At 64.3% G+C, this 18,920-nt stretch carries 14 protein-coding genes; 7 read left to right on the forward strand and 7 right to left on the reverse strand.

Going from position 1 to position 18,920, the window contains the following annotated elements:
• Positions 1-124: 124 nt before the first annotated feature.
• Complete coding sequence (locus tag E3O60_RS15670) at positions 125-403, forward strand: hypothetical protein (protein ID WP_088456580.1); 279 nt, start codon at positions 125-127, stop codon at positions 401-403.
• 750 nt (positions 404-1,153) lie between these two features.
• Here the strand turns inward: E3O60_RS15670 and E3O60_RS18560 are convergent.
• Positions 1,154-1,312: a hypothetical protein gene (locus E3O60_RS18560; protein WP_166788818.1), complete on the reverse strand. Its 159-nt coding sequence runs from the start codon at positions 1,310-1,312 to the stop codon at positions 1,154-1,156.
• 200 nt (positions 1,313-1,512) lie between these two features.
• Here E3O60_RS18560 and E3O60_RS15675 point away from each other — a divergent pair, with 200 nt between their 5' ends.
• Positions 1,513-1,680 (forward strand): sigma factor-like helix-turn-helix DNA-binding protein, encoded by a 168-nt coding sequence (locus tag E3O60_RS15675; RefSeq protein ID WP_240632206.1) that lies wholly within the window; start codon positions 1,513-1,515, stop codon positions 1,678-1,680.
• Positions 1,681-2,244: 564 nt separating this feature from the next.
• Here E3O60_RS15675 and E3O60_RS15680 read toward each other — a convergent pair.
• The 5 genes from E3O60_RS15680 to E3O60_RS15700 are packed head-to-tail and all read right to left on the reverse strand — an operon-like array spanning position 2,245 to position 10,346.
• Positions 2,245-3,465 (reverse strand): MFS transporter, encoded by a 1,221-nt coding sequence (locus E3O60_RS15680; protein ID WP_134479747.1) that lies wholly within the window; start codon positions 3,463-3,465, stop codon positions 2,245-2,247.
• A gap of 26 nt (positions 3,466-3,491) precedes the next feature.
• The gene (gene narI, locus E3O60_RS15685) at positions 3,492-4,247 is read right to left on the reverse strand and encodes a respiratory nitrate reductase subunit gamma (RefSeq protein ID WP_134408461.1); all 756 of its coding nucleotides are present in this window, start codon (positions 4,245-4,247) and stop codon (positions 3,492-3,494) included.
• Complete coding sequence (gene narJ / locus E3O60_RS15690; protein WP_088456582.1) at positions 4,247-4,897, reverse strand: nitrate reductase molybdenum cofactor assembly chaperone; 651 nt, start codon at positions 4,895-4,897, stop codon at positions 4,247-4,249. Before narJ ends, narI begins: the two co-directional genes overlap by 1 nt.
• Complete coding sequence (narH, locus tag E3O60_RS15695; RefSeq protein WP_088456583.1) at positions 4,894-6,618, reverse strand: nitrate reductase subunit beta; 1,725 nt, start codon at positions 6,616-6,618, stop codon at positions 4,894-4,896. The genes narJ and narH overlap by 4 nt, the downstream gene beginning before the upstream one ends.
• The gene (locus E3O60_RS15700; RefSeq protein WP_198415730.1) at positions 6,618-10,346 is read right to left on the reverse strand and encodes a nitrate reductase subunit alpha; all 3,729 of its coding nucleotides are present in this window, start codon (positions 10,344-10,346) and stop codon (positions 6,618-6,620) included. Before E3O60_RS15700 ends, narH begins: the two co-directional genes overlap by 1 nt.
• A 301-nt stretch (positions 10,347-10,647) precedes the next feature.
• Here E3O60_RS15700 and E3O60_RS15705 point away from each other — a divergent pair, with 301 nt between their 5' ends.
• The 3 genes from E3O60_RS15705 (at position 10,648) to E3O60_RS15715 (ending at position 14,371) form a co-directional block, all read left to right on the forward strand.
• Positions 10,648-11,700: an iron ABC transporter substrate-binding protein gene (locus tag E3O60_RS15705; RefSeq protein ID WP_088456585.1), complete on the forward strand. Its 1,053-nt coding sequence runs from the start codon at positions 10,648-10,650 to the stop codon at positions 11,698-11,700.
• A gap of 98 nt (positions 11,701-11,798) precedes the next feature.
• The gene (locus tag E3O60_RS15710; RefSeq protein ID WP_240632207.1) at positions 11,799-13,253 is read left to right on the forward strand and encodes an iron ABC transporter permease; all 1,455 of its coding nucleotides are present in this window, start codon (positions 11,799-11,801) and stop codon (positions 13,251-13,253) included.
• Entirely contained in the window at positions 13,250-14,371 is a 1,122-nt protein-coding gene (locus E3O60_RS15715) for an ABC transporter ATP-binding protein (RefSeq protein ID WP_088456587.1), read from the forward strand. Before E3O60_RS15710 ends, E3O60_RS15715 begins: the two co-directional genes overlap by 4 nt.
• On the opposite strand, the gene E3O60_RS15720 is transcribed toward E3O60_RS15715, so the two are convergent.
• Positions 14,346-16,949, reverse strand: coding sequence for an AMP-binding protein (locus E3O60_RS15720; protein WP_166789004.1), 2,604 nt, complete (start codon positions 16,947-16,949; stop codon positions 14,346-14,348). The two genes, E3O60_RS15715 and E3O60_RS15720, sit on opposite strands and share 26 nt — an antisense overlap.
• A 143-nt stretch (positions 16,950-17,092) precedes the next feature.
• On the opposite strand from E3O60_RS15720, the gene E3O60_RS19145 reads away from it, so the two are divergent.
• Together E3O60_RS19145 and E3O60_RS15730 are read left to right on the forward strand one after the other, a co-directional pair.
• Positions 17,093-17,464 carry a family 1 glycosylhydrolase gene (locus E3O60_RS19145; protein WP_370448662.1) on the forward strand — a complete coding sequence of 124 codons (372 nt, stop codon included), beginning with the start codon at positions 17,093-17,095 and terminating at the stop codon, positions 17,462-17,464.
• Positions 17,465-18,132: 668 nt separating this feature from the next.
• Entirely contained in the window at positions 18,133-18,435 is a 303-nt protein-coding gene (locus tag E3O60_RS15730) for a hypothetical protein (protein ID WP_134498584.1), read from the forward strand.
• The last annotated feature ends 485 nt before the right edge of the window (positions 18,436-18,920 follow it).

Genomic DNA, 18,920 nt, shown 5'->3' on the forward strand with positions numbered 1-18,920 from the left:
ATTCGCCGGTGCGTTCAATGATCCGCAGTGGGGCACGAGGTACCCGCCGGCTTATCTATAGGAATGTCTTTTCTAACGGCCCGGGGACGTGCGCCGGCGCTTGGCGATACGACAAGATAAGGGCATGGATCGCGCGTCAAACTACCTGATCGCAGACCTCGAGGAGCCATCAGGCACGCGCACTCGACGCCTGCTTCGTCGGGCATGGGCACTGATCCGCGCAGCATCGGGTGACGTCGAGATCGACGCCGACCTAGTCATCCGCCGGCGCGCGAGCGGAGCCGAGGTTCTACGCACTGCCGCTGACATCGGCGAACCCCACTTCTTGTTGGAGACCGTGCGCCGCGACCTCGAAACCAAGACCGTCGATGAGTTCGTGCGCGAATGGCGCGTCTTCGACTAAGGCGCAGCCCGCTGGGCGTCGGGCCCCACGTTACGAGATACCTCTCGGCTCGGCCGCAGCAGTGCGACTAATCCGACTGTCAAAATTCATCTCACCATCTCGCATCCGTAGGCTACGAGACGCTCAAGGGCTGGCTTGTCGACAGACTATATTTCGCAGGCGGCGTTCCCCATTCTGTCGAGTCCTTCTAGCAGCTGTCCGATCTGCTCGGCCCAGCTCTCACTCGCACGGAGGACGACGGCCCGGTGCTTGCTCGCCGCTCCCCCGTCGCCGACTTAGAGGATGCAGGGATACCTACCTGTGCTCAATCCGTGCATGACGGCAAGCCACGCGAATTTCGACACCACGGATCGGCCCTAAACGTCTCTCAACAGGGCTTTCGCGTGCGCTCGTTCTAAATGAATTTGTTGTCTACAACAGCACTGTGGCCAGATACTCTGCCGAGAATGTGATTATGTTAACAACAAAACCCCCGCTTGACCGGGGGTTGCTACTGCTGGGGTACCTGGACTCGAACCAAGAACAAACGATAGCCGTCTCGAGCTCTTCGTCCACCCACAACTGGGCCGGAATCCCGCGGATTTCCGCGGTTTTCATGGGTCTAGTGTACGCGCTGGCACGGACGAATACGGGCTCATTCTGGTCACACAGCGAGCTATCTGGTTCGTTTCTGGTCACACCGCCGACCGGTTCTGGGACTGCCGGAGAGCTAACCTACACGCGCTGCCCTCGGCAAAGCGCGACCTGAGGTCAGAGTGAGGTGGTGTCCGTTGCCGGTGGGTTCTCGTTAGGAGTATCGCTATCGGTGTACTCGCCCTCTGCCTGCGTCTCGTCGGCGTCAATTTCCGGCGTGCCGGCCGCTGCCTCGGAATCGGTGTATTCACCATCAGCGTCGTCGTTGATTTTCATGGCTCTCCCTCTCGAACGAACAATCAGTCTATGTCGCTGGACTGACCAAGGACAGGCGTACGTGATGTGCCGTGTCCCCTGTCCGCCTGCGGACGACCCTACGGAATCCGGGAACGCTGTCCTTCGACACCCCGGCACAGTCGAAAGTCGTCCCTTAGACGTAGTGCAGCTTCTACTTCAAAACGGCGCACTGTCTAGCGTTGGCTAGCTTCCCCCTGGATCAAGAACGGGCCTGGCTCATGCGTGAGTTCGCCGGCTGCAGCTACGCAGATATCGCGATCGAACTCGTCGTTCCAGAGTCGACAATGCGCGGATTACTCGCCCGATCGCGTCCCACCCTCGCCGACGAACTGGCCGCCTGGCTCTAGCCATTAGCCGACGCTCGGCCGATGGACTCCTGTTCTATGGACCGCGGAGGAACTGCGGCGGCCGGCGCGCGCAGCGCCGCCCGCGACGCCCTTCGCAGGAAGCGCGTTAGCCGTCTGCGTCCGTGGCTCGAGCCGAGTAAGTGCTAGTCGTGCTAACGGACTCGTCGTCAGAATCTTCGACGCCTATAACGGGACCACGCCAAAGGAGTTCGTTTGCTCGCGCATGCACCCGGGTGCTATCAAAACTGAACCCACCACCTGGATGGCCTACGACCGTCAATTCGATCTGGTCTGCCGATTCGAGTTTGCCGGAGAACGCGATGTGCGCTAACTGCTGCGCCAGAGTCTCCTCAGCCTGATCGGTCGGAGCCTTGAGAAAGTCTCCTCCGAGTTCACCCAAACTTGAAAAACAAGAATTTGGCACAGATCGCTTCCCGTCATCGGCACGATCGTGGTTAGTCCCTAGATCCCACGGCACGCGCGCCTCCCCCATCTCTATCCATGCGCCGCGACCGTCCGATTGTGGCTGAGACGGGCGTCGTCTCGTTCATGTCGACGCAGGCATCACTGATTCGTGGTGACAGGCGTCTTGTCTTTCACAGAAAGCATCGTGAAGACCAGGGCGACCAGAGCAGTACCGGCTAGGAGGAGTAGTCCGATGGCGTAGCTGTTTTCCGCAGCGTTGTAGGTGGCCCCCATCACCAGCGGCGGAAAGTATCCTCCCAGCCCGCCGGCCGCGCTGACGATGCCGCTGACCGCACCCACCCTGGCGGGCGGTGCGTTTCGTCCGATCCAGGCGAAAACTCCTCCGGCGCCGAGGCCGAGAGCCGAGGCCATTGCGACGAAAGTCAGGCCGGCAGGGATCTCACCGTCGGGGCGGAGATTCACCACCCAGGCGAGAACTGAAACGGCTGCGATCGAGCCCATCACCACCGGTTTCGGCCCGACGCGGTCGGCAAGGATCCCTCCGACGGGGCGGAGGATAACGGCGGCAACCGCAAACCCCGCCGTCCGGGTTCCGGCGGCAGTGAGGTCGAAGTCGTAGATCTGGCGCAGGTAGGTGGGCAGGTAGGTGGAAAAGGCGACGAATCCGCCGAAAACCAGCGCATAGAGAAAGCTCATCTGCCAGGTCACGCTGAGCCGAGCAGCAGCAGCGAGCTTGGGCAGGAAGGGATCAGTGCTGGCCGTGAATCCTGGGGACTCGGCCATGAAGAGCCACACGATGACGGCAACAACGATGAGGAGCACCGCGAGGATGAGGTGAGTGGGAACGTATCCGAACCGTTCCACCAGGCGAGGCGTGAAGAATGCCGACAACGCGGTACCGCCCATCCCTGCCCCGAACACGCCGGTGGCGAAGCCACGTCGGCTCGGCGGGTACCAGTGACTCACGAACGGGATTCCCACGGCAAAAACGGTTCCGGCCACGCCGAGCAACAGCGCGGCGGCCACCAGGAAGACGTAGGTGTTGAGGGTTCCTGCAATCGCGACGAGCACCAGAGCAGGGACGGATGCTAGTAGCACCAGTGCGAATAGGATGCGTCCGCCGAATCTGTCAGTGAGCACGCCCACCGGGATCCGGCCGATCGATCCGACAAGCACAGGCATCGCGACGAGCACTGATGTCTGGGCCGGGGAGAGGCCCATTGATTCGGTGTAGCGAATGCCCAGCGGCGACACGCTGGTCCATGCCCAAAAGCACACGACGGATGCGAGCGTCGCGAGGGCGAGGTTGGTCCCTCTACTGTGGTGTGCCCTCTGCCGTGCAGAGGTTCTCGAGCCCATCGGTGTGTCCATCGCCGCTGCTCCGATCAGCGCTTATCGGGAGTGCGATCCTTGGTGCCGATGGGCGCCCACCCGCGCCGCGCCGGCCGTACCTGCCCGGCTTCTCGATCCCTGGACCGGTAGACGATGTAGGGCCTGAACAAGTAGTGCAGAGGCGCGGTGAAAGCGTGCACCAGTCGGGTAAAGGGCCAGATTGTGAACAACAACATGCCGACGAGGGTGTGGATGTGGAAGGAGAACGGAGCGGCAGCCATAGCCGTGACATCGGGTTGCAGGATGAACAGGGATCGGAACCAGGGCGACACCGTTTCCCTGTAGTTGTGGCCGTGCTCACCGCTGAAGACGCTGGCGAGAGTGGTCCAGAGGCCCAGGACGATCGCAGCTGTCAACACGACGTACATGATCTTGTCATTGGTGGTCGTGGCCATGAAAACCGGCCCCGTCTTGCGTCGTCGATAGATCAGGATCACGATCCCGCCGAGAGTGCATACCCCAGCGACTCCCCCGACCAGCAGGGCGTTGAGATGATAGAAATCCTGGCTCATCCCGAAAAAGAGTGTCCAGGACATGGGGACCACCAGGCCGAAGAAATGCCCGGCGATGACGGCTAGGAGCCCGAAGTGAAATATCGGGGATCCGATCCGCAGGAGGCGGGATTCGTAGAGTTGGGATGAACGGGTGGTCCAACCGAATTGGTCATAGCGGTAGCGCCAGATGGTCCCACCGATCAGGATCGCCACCATCACGTAGGGGAGAATGCCCCAGAGCAGCACGTCCCACATCATGAGCCGCCGTTCAGGGGAAGCAGACGGGGGTCGTAGGGTTCGAGGCCGACACTTTCGGCCGGTGGGCCGACGCCCGCCATGGTTTGGACGGCCTGTCGATCGGCGGGTGATGGGCCGGGAAGGGTGGCACAAATGCCCTCCACCACGGTGGCGTACGGTGACTTGTGCTCGGTGAGCGCGAGTCGGAGCATTTCGACACTGGGCCGGTATCGGATGAGCAGATCGCGACCCGCCATCGGGCCGGCCAACGCGGCGAACTCGAGAACCAGCGGTAAGAAGTCGGGCAGCTCACCGTGGGTGTTGGTCAGGTAGTCACTGCCCCGGTACACCTGCTTGAACTCAGCCAACACGTCACCCCGGCGACGGGTGTCGCCGTCGGTCCAATACGAGAGATAGAGCGGATGGTGCTTGCTCAGGTCGAACGTCTCCACGTAGGAACGCTCCAGGGTCCCCAACGCGGTGTTCTCGAGGTACCCGATGAACGCTGTGAGATCCGGTGCAGCCGGGCCGTGTTCGGCCAGCGCGGACCGCATCAACGCGCACCGTTCCAGGAGTTTGGCATCCGGGTACGACAGACACCAGGACGCGGCCTGATAGAACACGCGCTGCGCCAGGCTGTGCGCGGCGGCGGCTCGATCGCGCCTCATAGCGAGCCGCCCTTTTCCGTGGGCGGGCGCAGATCGCCCGGCGACGGGGCCGCAGCGCTTGGTCGGTCGCGTTTCTCGGGAAAGAGACCGGTCGGGCTACCGTTGCCGTCCCAGTTCAGTAGATTGACGCGGCCTCGGAGGGCCTGCTCGCCGGCGGGAGTATCGGACGTCTGCCGGTCTTTCAGCGCGTAGAAGTTTTCCACGGCCACGGGTGTTGGCCTGCCGCTCGCCTCACCGAACGGCGAGTCTTCATACATGCCCGGACCACCCTCAAAATCGACCGAGCACCCCATCTCCTCCAGGTCGTGTGCCTGCTCGACGTGTGCCTTGGGAATGACGTAACGCTCGTCATACTTCGCGATCGCCATCAGCCTGTACATCTCGTACATGGAGCCCGGCGACATCCCCACGGCTTCCGGAATCGACGGGTCGGGTTCCTGTTCCATCGTGATCGCCCGCATGTAGGCACGCATCGCCGCAAGCTTGCGCAACACCTCGGTGATCTTGTCGGTGTCGCCGGCGGTGAACAGCTCAGCGAGATACTCGACGGGGATGCGGAGTGCGTCGATGGCGCCGAAGAGATTGCCGCTGTCTTCGGCGTCGTGGCCCTGCTCGCTCAGCAGGTCAACGATGGGAGACAGCGGCGGCACGTACCAGACCATCGGCATGGTGCGATACTCCGGGTGCAGCGGCAGCGCCACTTTGTACACCTTGGCGAGCGCATATACCGGCGACTTCTTCGCTGCGTCGAGCCAGTCGGCGGGGATGCCCTGGTCGAGGGCGGCTGCGGCCACCTCGGGGTCGTTGGGGTCTAGGAGTACGTCCATCTGCGATTCGTACAGGTCAGTCACGTCCGTCACCGCGGCGGCGTCGGTGACCCGGTCGGCGTCATAGAGGAACAGACCGAGGTAGCGGAGGCGGCCGACACAGGTTTCGGAGCACACGGTGGGAAGACCGACTTCCACCCGCGGATAGCAGAAGGTGCACTTCTCGGCCTTACCGGTCTTGTGGTTGAAGTAGATCTTCTTGTAGGGGCAGCCGGTGATGCACTGGCGCCAGCCTCGGCACTTGTCCTGGTCGACGAGAACGATGCCGTCTTCGACGCGCTTATAGATGGCACCGGAAGGGCACGACGCCATGCAGGAGGGGTTGAGGCAGTGCTCACAGATCCGCGGAAGGTAGAACATGAAGGTCTGTTCAAAGGCGAACTTGATCTTGTCTTCCGACTCCCGCCGCACCTTTTCGACGATGGGGTCGAGGTGCCCCATCTCCGGGGCGCCGCCGAGGTCGTCGTCCCAGTTGGCCGACCAGCTAATTTTGGTGTCCCGACCGGTGATCAACGATTTTGGTCGGGCCACCGGGAAGTCGTCTCCGAGCGGAGCGTCGATCAGGGTCTTGTAGTCATAGGTCCAGGGCTCGTAGTAGTCCTTCAACTCGGGCTGCACGGGGCTCGCGAAGAGTCCGAACAGCTTTTTCAGCCGTCCACCGCCCGTGAGCACCAGTCGGCCCTTCTTGTTAAGCTGCCAGCCGCCCTTCCACCGTTCCTGGTCTTCGTAGCGGCGCGGATACCCTTGTCCCGGCCGGGTCTCGACGTTGTTGAACCAGACGTATTCGGTGCCGGCGCGGTTCGTCCACGCTTGTTTGCAGGTCACCGAGCAGGTATGGCAGCCGATGCACTTATCGAGGTTCATCACCATGCCCATTTGAGCCATAACGCGCATCAGTACCGCACCTCCTGGGAACGCTTTCGTATTGTGGTGACCATGTCACGCTGGTTGCCGGTGGGTCCCAGGTAGTTGAACGCGTAGGACAACTGCGCATACCCACCGATAAGGTGGGTGGGTTTGACGAGCAGTCGGGTGGCCGAGTTGTGGATGCCACCTCGGCGGCCGGTCGCCTCGGACTTCGGCACATCGATCGTGCGCTCTTGGGCGTGGTAGACGTAAACGACACCCGCGGGCATCCGATGGCTGACGATGGCTCGGCACACATACACCCCGTTGGTGTTGACGCACTCGATCCAATCGTTGTCGGAGACCGAGATCGCCGCAGCATCCGCGGGGCTGATCCACGCTGTCGGACCTCCTCTGGACAGTGACAGCATGAAGAGGTTGTCCTGGTACTCCGAGTGGATCGACCACTTCGAGTGCGGGGTTAGGTAACGCACCGTGATCTCGGAAGTTCCGTTCGGGCCAAACCGCGGTTCGCCGAACAGCCGCTGCATATCCAGCGGTGGTCGGTAGATTGGCAGGGCCTCGCCCAGGTCGCGCATCCAGTCGTGGTCGAGGAAGAAGTGCATCCGACCGGTGAGGGTGTGCCAGGGCTTCAGCCGCTCGACGTTGATGGTGAACGGGGAATACCGGCGCCCACCCGTCTCGGACCCGGACCACTCCGGGGATGTGATTACCGGAACGGGCCCCGCTTGGGTTTGCGCGAAGGTCACCCGCTTCTCTTCGGAGCCTTCGGCGAGGTCGGCGAGCTTCATGCCGGTCTGTTCTTCCAGTTCGCGGAAGCCTTGCACGGCAAGTTCGCCATTGGTCGTTCCGGAGAAGCTCAGGATGGCTTGGGCGAATTTCGCATCGGTATCGATGGCCGGGCGACCGTTGCCCGCCCCGCCGAGCATCAACCCGTTGCTCTGTGCGAGCCGCTCAATTTCGTGCTCCATCCGGTAGGTGATGTTCTTGACGGTGAAGCCGCGTTCCTCCGCGAGCGGTCCGACCGTGGCGAGCTTCTCCGCGATCGCGGTGTAGTCGCGCTCAACGATCGAGAAAACCGGCATGTTCTGACCGGGTACCGCCGGGATATCCGTGTCCCGCCAGTCGCGGACCACTCCACCGGGCTGGGCGATCTCCCCCGGCGTATCGTGTTGCAGCGGCACACTGACCAGGTCCCGCCGGGTGCCGAGATGCGTCTTAGCCTGGCGGGAAAACTCCTCCGCGAGCAGACGGAACGTGTCAAAGTCGGTTTTCGCCTCCCACGGCGGGTCGATGGCGGGGCTGAAGGCGTGCACGAAGGGGTGCATATCGGTGGAGGAGAGGTCGTGCTTTTCGTACCAGGTGGCAGCGGGAAATACGATGTCCGACAACAGCGTTGTCGACGTCATCCGGAAATCTGCGGAGACAAGGAGGTCGAGTTTTCCTTCCGGTGCCTCGTCGTGCCATTTCACGTCCCGGGGTCGGGCGGCGTTCACGTGGTCGGTGCCCATCACGTTGTTATGGGTGCCGAGGAGGTTGCGCAGAAAGTACTCGTTGCCCTTGGCCGACGAGCCGAACAGGTTCGAACGCCAGAGCACCAGGGTGCGCGGCCAATTCTCGGGAGCGTCGACATCGTCGATGGCCGGGTTCAACCGCCGGTTCTTAAGGGCGTTGGCGATCCAGGTCGGGGTATCTGGTGCCTCCCCCGCATCCACCGCCGCTTGGGCCTCATCGGCGAGATCAAGCGGGTTGCGGTCGAACTGCGGGTAAAACGGCATCCAACCGAGCCGGTTCGACTGAGCGAGGGTGTCCGCGGTGTGCATTCCATCAAAATGTCCTTCGGCGAGGGGGGACTTGAGGGAGTCGGCCGAGTACCCATCAGAGCGCCACTGATCGGTGTGCATGTACCAATACCCGGTCCCGATCATGGTCCGGGGCGGTCGGCTCCAGTCCAAACCGTTCGCGAGGGAAATCCACCCGGTGATCGGACGGGTCTTTTCCTGACCGACGTAGTGCGCCCAACCGCCGCCGTTACGCCCCATGCACCCGGTGAGCATCACCAGCGAGAGCACCGCGCGGTAGGTGGCGTCACCGTGGAACCACTGACAGATGCCAGCGCCCATGATGATCATGGATCGCCCCTTCGATTCCTCGGCGTTGCGGGCAAATTCGCGCGCGACCCGGATGCAGGCGGCAGCCGGCACACTCGTGATCTCCTCTTGCCAGGCCGGCGTATACGGGGTCGACGCATCGTCGTAGTCGGTGGCCCAGTCTCCCGGCAGCCCCGGACGGCCAACCCCGTACTGGGCGAGCATCAGGTCGAACACTGTGGTGACCAGGTGACCGGCCACCCGCCGGACCGGCACACCCCGGGTCACCACCGAGCCCTCGCCGGAGGGCGCCTCGAAGCAGGGCATCCGAATTTCGGCGGTTCGGGCGGATGCGCCGCCGTCGGCCTCGTCGAGAAGGCTCATGACCGGGTCGACACCCTCCAGGTCAAGGTTCCACTTGCCCTTACCCGCCTCCCCATACCGGTAACCGATGGACCCGTTGGGCACCACTGGAGCGCCGGTGGCCGAGTCGATCAAAACCGTCTTGAAGGCGGCATCAGGAGTGTTCGCCTGGTCGGGTAGGTCCGTCGCCATCAGGAATTTAGTCGGCACGAGGCCACCGTCAGCGTGCTCCTCGATGCGGACGAGGAAAGGCAGATCGGTGTAACGGCGTACGTATCCGCTGAAGTACGGAACCTCGCGGTCCACAAAGAACTCCTTGAGCATCACGTGGCCCATTGCCATCGCGAGCGCAGCGTCTGTGCCGGCCTGGGCGGGCAGCCACTCGTCGGCGAACTTCGTGTTGTCGGCATAGTCCGGACTGATCGCGACCACCTTCGTGCCCCGATACCGCACCTCTGCCATGAAGTGCGCGTCGGGCGTACGTGTCACTGGAACGTTCGATCCCCACATCATCAGGTAGGTGGAGTCCCACCAGTCCCCCGATTCAGGCACATCGGTTTGGTCGCCGAACACCTGCGGAGAGGCCACGGGGAGGTCGGCGTACCAGTCGTAAAACGATGTCATTACCCCACCGATGAGCTGAATGAACCGGTTTCCCGCCGCGTGAGACACCATCGACATGGCCGGAATCGGGGAAAAGCCGGCGCACCGGTCCGGACCGTACTTCTTGATCGTGTGAACGTGGGCGGCAGCGGCGATCTCAACCGCCTCCTGCCACGGAATGCGAACGAGCCCGCCTTTCCCTCGCGCCTTCTGGTAGCGACCGCGCCGTTCAGGGTCATCTACAACGTCTGCCCAAGCGAGCACGGGATCTTTCAGCCTCGCCTTGGCCTCCCGGTACATCTCGACGAGCACACCTCGGCCGTACGGATACCGCACCCGTGTTGGCGAATAGGTGTACCAACTGAATGCGGCACCCCGAGGACACCCGCGCGGCTCGTACTCCGGACTGTCGGGGCCGACCGAAGGGTAATCGGTCTGTTGCGACTCCCAGGTGATGATGCCATCGCGAACATATACCTTCCACGAACACGATCCAGTGCAGTTGACCCCGTGGGTGGAACGCACCACCTTGTCATGACTCCACCGGTCACGGTAGAACACATCACCCTTGCGCCCGCCCTCACGGAACACCGCGCGTCCATCATCTGTCTGGTCCCACCGCGTGAAAAAACGGCCAAGCGCCAACATGGTGTCCGACGCTTTCCCGTCCAAACCGGCAGGCACTGAAGCAGCTGCCATGGCCAAATACTATATTTCGCCCTCCCAGCGCGCTAGTGATCAGTGAGCTTTCGTCACGTCAGTGTTTCCGGGCGCACCGTGCACCACTACGTCATCTTCGATCACTTGGGACGAGAGGCCGCCAACACCTGGTGGAGGCGCGGACGAATGCGTCGAACGGTACGTGCCCGCAGCAGCCATCGTTCTAGGGTTGGTGAACCACGGCATACCGATTATCGTCACAGCGATCGGCGAGGCAGCACGATGCGCGCACTGGTGGCTTAGGATTGCCTTACCTGCCCCATGGACTGAAAGGTCCCCAATGCTCTTTCCCCTGCGTCTCGCGCGCCTTGCCCCCGTTGCCATCGCCGCACTGCTCGTTGCGGGCTGCTCAGCGAGCGGCCCGGGCGATGATTCGAGCGACAGCCAGGATGGTGGCACTTCCGACGGCGCGCTCGTCGTGTACAACGCCCAGCACGAGGAGCTCACCACAGAGTGGGCCGACGCCTTCACAGAGGAATCCGGCATCGAAGTGGTCCTCCGCAATGGCGATGACAGCGAATTGGGCAACCAACTGGTGCAAGAGGGCGCCGCCTCTCAAGCCGACGTTTTCCTCACCGAGAACTCACCGGCGATGTCGCTCGTCGAGAAGGCAGGCCTGCTCGCCCCGGTCGATGAGGCCACTCTCGCGCTCGTGCCGGAGCAGTACCGACCTTCATCGGGCGACTGGACCGGCATTGCCGCCCGCTCGACTGTGCTCGTCTACAACCCTGACCTTATTTCCGAGGCAGAGTTGCCCACCTCGCTCCTGGATCTAGCCGACCCTGAGTGGAAAGGCCGCTGGGGTGCGGCCCCGGCGAAGGCGGACTTCCAGGCCATCGTCTCAGCTGTGGTCGAGACGCAGGGCGAAGACGCCGCGCTGGAGTGGCTCGAGGGTCTGGCAACGAACGCCACCGAGTACCGCAACAACATCGTGACCATGAAGGCTGTCAGTGCCGGTGAAGTGCCCGTCGGCGTCATCTACCACTACTACTGGTACCGCGATCAGGATGCCGCGGCGGAAGACAGCGGCAACACCCAGTTGCACTATTTCGGCAACCAGGACCCGGGCGCCTTCGTAAGCGTGTCCGGTGGCGGCGTGCTCAAGAACGCCCCGCACGCCGACGAGGCCCAGCAGTTTCTTGCCTTCATTGCCGGAGAGCAGGGCCAAGAGATCCTCGGCGAGGGGTACAGCTTCGAGTACCCGGTAGCCTCGAACGTTCAGGCGAAGTCCGAACTTCCACCGCTTGACGGCTTGGCGGCCCCGGTGATCGACCCTTCAGCCTTGAACGGCCCGAAGGTTATCGAGCTCATGACGGAAGCCGGTCTACTCTGACTACGCACCTAACCCGGCCGCCGTTAGTCGCCACGCCAGCGCGTCGCGCCTCCGGCGGTCTCATCACGCTCGTCGCCGTTCTTGCCCTCGGCGCGCTCGTGCCCATCGGCTACGTCGTCCAGGCCTCGGTTGCCATGGGCTGGGACGAGCTTTCGACGCTGGTGTTCCGCCCGAAGGTCGGCGAGCTGCTCGTCAACACTGTGCTCCTCGTCGTGATCGGCGTTCCGGCATCGGTTGTACTCGGGGTCAGCGGCGCCTGGCTGGTTGAGCGCACAGCCCTGCCGGGGCGCCGTGTCTTCGCGGTGGCACTGGCTGCGCCGCTGGCGATTCCCGCCTTCGTCGCCAGTTACGGGTGGGCGAGCGTTGTGCCCTCGATCAGCGGGCTGTGGGGCGGTGTGCTCGTCGCGGTCACCGCGTATTTCCCCCTCGTGTACCTGCCCGCGCTGGCGGCGATCCGGGGCCTCGACCCCGCACTCGAGGAATCCGCGCGTTCGCTCGGTATGGGCTCGTGGACGGTGTTCTTCCGGGTCGTGTTACCGCAGCTGCGCGTGGCGGTCCTGGGTGGCGCCCTGGTGGTCGCGCTGCACCTCCTGGCGGAGTACGGCGCCTTTGCCTTCCTGCGCTTCGACACCTTCACCACCGCCATCGTTGTCGCATATCAGACAACCTTCGCCGGGCCGAACGCGGCCGCACTCGGGCTGGTGCTCGTGCTGCTGTGTTTGGTCCTGCTTGTCGCTGAGTCCCTCGCCCGCGGCCGTGCACGCTACGCCAGGGTAGGCGGCGGTTCGCCGCATCCGCCGGCCCGAGTACCGCTGGGACGCCTCGCCCCGCTGGCGGTCGCCGGGCTGGTCTGCCTCGTCACGGCCTCGACCCTCGTGCCGTTGACAAGCGTGGTGCGCTGGTTGTTCCGCGCTGACACGGCCGACCTCGGGCACCTCGCATCGGCGACGGTCCAGACCCTCGTCCTGTCGCTTGCGGGAGCCGCCTGCGCGATCGCCGTCGCACTCCCCTTCGCCTGGTTGGCGGTGCGCTACCCAGACCGGCTCTCGCGCGTCCTCGAAGGAGCCGCCTACCTCGCCAGCAGCCTTCCCGCGATCATCGTCGCGCTCGCCCTCGTTGCGACGACCCTCGCCATCGCCCCCACTCTTTACCAAACTGCGTTCACGGTCATCGCCGCGTACGTCGTGATCCTCCTGCCTCGTGCGCTCGTTCCGCTGCGAGCCGGCCTGTCGCAGGTGCCCGAGTCGTTGGAAGAGGCCGCTCGATCGCTCGGCGTCCCACCTTTCGTCGCGCGCCTGCGGGTCACGGTGCCGCTACTCGTGCCGGCGGCGTGCGCAGGCGGCGCCCTTGTCGCGCTCGGTGCGGCGAACGAACTCACCGCGACACTGCTGCTCGCGCCGACCGGCACCCGCACGGTCGCGACCAGCTTCTGGTCCGCGGCTTCCTCACTCGACTATCCGACCGCTGCCCCCTACGCCGTGGTGCTGGTGCTGCTCTCGTGCCCGGCCGTCGCCCTCATGTTCGCCCACGCAACCGGACGGAGCCTCCGATGACCCTGCACCTCTCTGGCATCTCGAAGTCGTTCGGCGCGACGGAGGTGCTCCGCGACGTCACCCTCGAGGTGCCGGACGGCACCCGAATCGCCCTGGTCGGGGCGTCGGGCAGCGGCAAGAGCACCCTGTTGCGACTCATCGCCGGCTTCGAACGACCTGATACCGGCACCATCACCCACGACGGCCGGGAGATAGCCGGCCCGCGATCGAGTCTGCCTGCGCACCTGCGCGGCATCGGCTACGTCGCACAGGACGGCGCACTGTTCCCGCATCTGTCCGTCGCCCGCAACATCGCGTTCGGACTGCCCAGGGCGGCCAGGAATCACGCGCGTGTGCGCGAACTGATGGAATTCGCCTCTCTCGACGCCAGGCTGGCCGCCAGGATGCCGCACGAGCTTTCGGGCGGACAGCAGCAGCGGGTCGCTCTCGTTCGCGCCCTCGCGCAGCGACCCAAGGTCATCCTGCTTGATGAGCCGTTCAGCGCCCTCGACACGGGTCTCCGCGCCCAGACCCGGCAAGCGGTCGTCGATATGCTCGAGCTCAGCGACGTGACGGCCATTCTGGTGACCCACGACAGAGACGAAGCGCTCTCATTCGGGCAGCAAGTCGGTGTGCTCGCGGGCGGCCGACTGGTGCAGGCCGGTACGCCGGCGACCGTCTTCGACTCTCCGATCGATGCCCGTGTCGCCGAGTTCCTGGGTGACGTGGTGCTCGTGCCGGCGCGCCCGGCGGGCGCCGACGCGGTGGACTGCGCCTTGGGACGCCTTCCAGTGCGGCACGACCGCAGCGGCGCGGCCGCCACCCTGTTCGCGATGGTTCGGCCCGAGCAGCTGCGTCTGGCGCCGGCTGCGGATGGCGGCAACGCGACTGTCATCAACGTCCGGTCAACCGGTGCAGGCGCCGAACTCACGCTGGCGTTCGACGGCGGCGAGTTCCCGGCGGAGGCGACGCACCGGGTGCCGTTGCACGCGGCGGCGCAGTTCACGGCCGGACGCTCCGTGCAGGTTTCTGTCGATGGCGGGGTGGTGCTCTACCCTCAGCCTGGCGCGCCGGGCCAGAAGTCAGCCCTGAGCACGCCTAGACCTGCACCGGTCACTTCTGTCGCGCCGTCGAGGTAACACGCGTCGACCAAATCGCTCCTCTGACCCGACCGCTCACCAGCGTGTACCCACGCCAGGCGATGACACCGACCATGAGCGAGAGCACAGTCCCGAGCCACGGCGCATCCTGCTCGAACGGCGGGTACACCTGCCAGTGGGTGAGGTAGATGAACATCGACGCTCCAGCCAGCGCGACGACAGCGGGCACCAGTAGTCGTGGCACGCGAATAGCCGGTACCCAGACCAGCACCAGTGCGCCGCCGGCGAGGATGGCTTCGCGCAGCGGATCGTCGAAGAACCCGAACGAACTCACCCCGATGACCATCGAAACGAGGACTCGCCTCGACGTGCTGTCGGCTCGCGCGACAAGCCAACCGAGCGCGATGAGCCACACGACCACGGGTCCGCTGTAGCGCTCGACATACTCGGCATGCGGCCCGGCGAAAACGAAACGCGCCACGAGGGCGACGGAGAATGCGACGAGGGCGAAGCCGAACGGCCACCGCCGCTCCAACCGGTCCACCGGCCGGATGGCGAACAGGACGGCAAGACCGACGAGGGTCCACAGAAGCGCTTCGAGAAACCAGAACTGCCACTGTTCATTCCACCGCCCGTCGCCCGGCACGAGGTTGTTCACTAGCAGGACAGTGGTGAGGCTGTACTGGCCGCTCAGGAGGGCGACAGCACCGATCCAGAGCACCGCGGGCACCGCGAGTTCGGCAGCGCTGCGACCGAGGCCACGGAATCTGGGCCGCCCCGGCACCGATGCGAGTTGAAAGCGGGCAAGGTTGTATCCGGCGACGGCGAGCAGCAGGTGGGCGCCACCTTTCAGGCCGAACAAGTCGGCGTGCGTGCCGACAATGAGCACGATGGCGACCGCCCGCAGCACGGCCGGAGTCTCGAGGCGCACCAGATGTGCGAAGCGAGGGCGGCGGCCTGCATCGACGGAAGCGCCCGGCGCACCGGGGCCTGCTTCCGCTCGCGCTCTGTCGGCGTTCTCGCGCACCTCTGTGGCGAACGCCGCCAACTCCCGAACTGAGCGGGTCGGCCAGTCCCTGGGCAGCTCCCCGAGCATCGCCTCGAGCCGAAGCGACACTTCGATGTAGCTGAGCGAATCGCCGCCGAGCCCGGCAAAGGAGTCGTCTAGGCTCACTTCAGGTCGGGACAGCAGCGTCGAGAGTAAATCGCGAATCATGTCGGGTGCGACGCCGCCCCCGTGTGCCTTGCTCACGTGGCACACCGAGTCAGAGGTCGATTCGACGCGATCCTGGAGTGCCGCGAACCGCACGAGAGCCGCCGTGTCGGGCTTTCCGCTCGAGGTGCGAGGGAACTGGGCTATCGCATACGCGCCGATGACCCGCATGGGAATTCCGACGAGGGCGGCGGCGCGCTCGTGGGCGCGTTGGGCTGCGCGATCCGAGGTGGCGAAGAGAAGCAGCCGTTCATCGGAGCTGGCCACGCGCACCTCGATCCCTTCGTCGAGGAGGAGCCGTTCAACTCGGTCGAGGTCGATTCGCAATCCGAAGATTTTGACGAAACGGTTCATCCGGCCGACAATCTCATACAGGCCGTCGGCGCGCCGGCGCGCGAGGTCCCCCGTCCGCAGTTCGTGCACGGTGCGACCGAGTTCGAAATCCGCCGGTGTCTCGGCGTAGCCGAGCATGACGTTCGGCCCCTCATAGACGAGCTCACCCTGACTGCCGGCCGAAGCCTCCGTGCCATCGTGGGCGTCGATGCGGAACCGGCCGCCGGGAATTGGTCGACCGATGGCACCGGCAGAGTCCTGGAGCAGATCGGGCGGCAGGTAGGCCATCCGAGCCGTGGCTTCAGTCTGGCCGTACATCACGAAGAGTTGAAAGCCCCGTTCGTCGCCAATACGGGCGAACCGTCGGATGACTTCCGGAGCGAGCCGACCGCCCGCCTGGGTCAGGTACCGCAGGCTCGGCACCGAACGCTCGGCGAAGTCGCCGGCCTCCAGCATCTCGAAGGTATAGGGCACGCCCGCAAATGAGGTGATTCCATGGGCGGATGCCTCGTCCCAGAACTCCTCGTCCGTCACCGATCGCTCGGTGAGAAGGATGCTTGCACCGGCGAACAGATGGCTGTTAACGACCGAGAGCCCGTAGCAATACTGCAGCGGCAGGGTCGTAGCCGCGCGATCATCAGGTCCGAGGCGCAGGTACTCGCCAATGGATGCGGCGTTGCTTCGCAGGTTGTCGTACGAGAGGCGCACGAGCTTGGGGGATCCTGTCGACCCCGACGTGCTGGCGAGTAGGGCCAACTCCGGATGGAATTTGTGTGCGCTGCCGGGGTGGCGCTCCTCGAGTGTCCACCCTTCTGGGCCGTGGCCGGCAATGACATCGGGCCGGAAACGCTCGGTGAGGGCGGCTCTGTGGATCAGGCTCGCCTCATCTGAGGCGCCGGGAACGAGGAACACGGGGTGCCCGCCCTCGAGTGCGGCGAGGTAGGTCACAATCGGCTCCAGCCCATTAGCCGCCGCGATCATCACCAGGCGACGGGTCTCGCCAAGCTGCGTCCGACGCGCCCGGATGAGCAGAAGTAGCTCGGCATAGCTGATTCTGACGCCGTTGCCCACGAGGGCGGGAGCGTCCGACCGACCGCCGAGAAGGGACAGGCTGGGAACAGAGACTAGCGAGGGCATAGCGGGCGACTTTCAACACGGGCGGGAAACGCAGAATCGGGCCAAGTAAGCCTAACCTAACGTTGTGCGGACCTGCTTTGCGCTCGCGAAACCACCGGGTCGACGCGTACCGGATGTCGCTGTCATGGACGCGAGTTTTCCCAGACGGGACGCGGCGCAACCCTGCCGGGCTCGACTTCGACGACCGCCTCATCGACGCAACCCTTGCGCGCAACATTGAACCGTTCGTCACGATCAACCACAGGGAAGTGCCCCTCGCGCTAGCCGAACGTGGTGGTTGTCCCAATCGCTTTACGTACACGACCACCGGCACTTTTAACGGGCGAGTGGTCGGCAACGTGGGCCTATCCTCGCCGCAACCGGCGACCGTCCCCAGCGTCGCCGGCTCCCCCGGCAGCTCTGCCCGGTCTTTGGCGGCTCCCGTAATCAGCCCCGCAGTTCGCTGCTGAGAACGGGATTGCGGATTCGGTTGCTCAGACAGTGCTCTCCCAGTGCTTCTGGCTCGTCGCCGCGGCGGGCGTCTACGGAAACCCTTGCAAGGCATGCAAGGAGCAGCCCATCTTCGCGTCTGGGCGTTCCGACGTCCCCGAAGCAACCGACCACGACCTGGCAGCGCCGACCCAATCGCCAGGGTGGGTCAAGCTTGACTACCGCCCTAGCGCCGAGAACCCCTCCAACGAAGCCTGGTACTACGGTTCAGCTCAATGCCCAGCCCCAGTTGCAGGGCTCAATTGTGATGAATACCCGTTCAGAGCTACAGTCCGAGGAGGGGCAACCGCCCTGACTCTCCCCAGTCTCAAGCTCATAAATGGAGCACAGAATCAACTACAGGGCAGCCGCTACGGTTCCTTTTTGTCGACGTGTCACGTTTCGTCCAAGCCAGTAGGAGAGCGGGGCTTCCTTGCGATTCCTCTCCCCCCGTCCGCAGTTGGAGTGCCTACTTTGACTTTGTGCAATGGGAGCTAACTCGTGACTGCCGCTGAGGTCGGGCAAGAGCTGCAGCGGTTCGCGCAACTCTGCAGCGACCGCGGCGCCGGCAACATCAGACGGATGCGCCCGGGCCTCACGTCCAACCAGCTCAGCGAGATCGAGAAGAAACACAACCTCCGGTTGCCTGATGAGACTCGACATTCGCAACGAAGGCGATGTTTTTCTGTATCCAGGATCACGCTGGTTAACGCTGAGCTTCAGCACTATCGCCAGGGTTATCGATATCACCGATCATTCCATCCCCAACGCCCTCGTGCTCATTTCCGACGCCACCGCATCGCCGGAAGAGTTCCCGATCGTGTCCGTTGCCAAGCAAGTTTGGTGGTGGAACTTCGCGATCGAGAGCGGTGTCTGGGCGCTTGACGAAGACGGCCAGTGGGTTCATGACCACGCTCATTGGCCGACTGGCCCGGAGCGGCACCTAATGTAGCGGCCGTTGTAGCGACGGGCATAGACGGATTCCGTTCGCCGACGGGGAGCCACTGCGTGTAGTGCGGTGGCGTAAGCCTGTAGAGCGCCGGTGAACAGCAGGCTGCCACGGTTGTCGCGGAGCGAGGAGCACAGTCTCTGCGGCAATTTTGGCGCCGAGCACGTCGACGGCAAGAGCGTTGGCCCCTCCGTCGTCATCGCCGTCCGTCGGGGCGCAGTAGTGCCGCGTTGCAGATCAGGGCTGACGGGGCGCCGAGCTCATCGATGGCCTTCGACAGCGCCGCGCGCAAAGCTGGCGGGGATCACTGGCGTCAGCAGCGTAGTCGCGGGCGTCCACGTCGGCGCGACTGAGCTCAGTTGTCAGGGAGTCGACCCTGCTGTCGGCGCTGCGGGCGTGTAGGGCGATGTTGTGGCCGGCGGCGGCGAAGGTGCGAGCAAGGGCGAAGCCCATGCAGGGGGCCAGCTCCGAAGATGATTGCGGTTCCC

The organism is Cryobacterium sp. TMB1-7 (assembly GCF_004402435.1).
GTDB lineage: Bacteria > Actinomycetota > Actinomycetes > Actinomycetales > Microbacteriaceae > Cryobacterium > Cryobacterium zongtaii.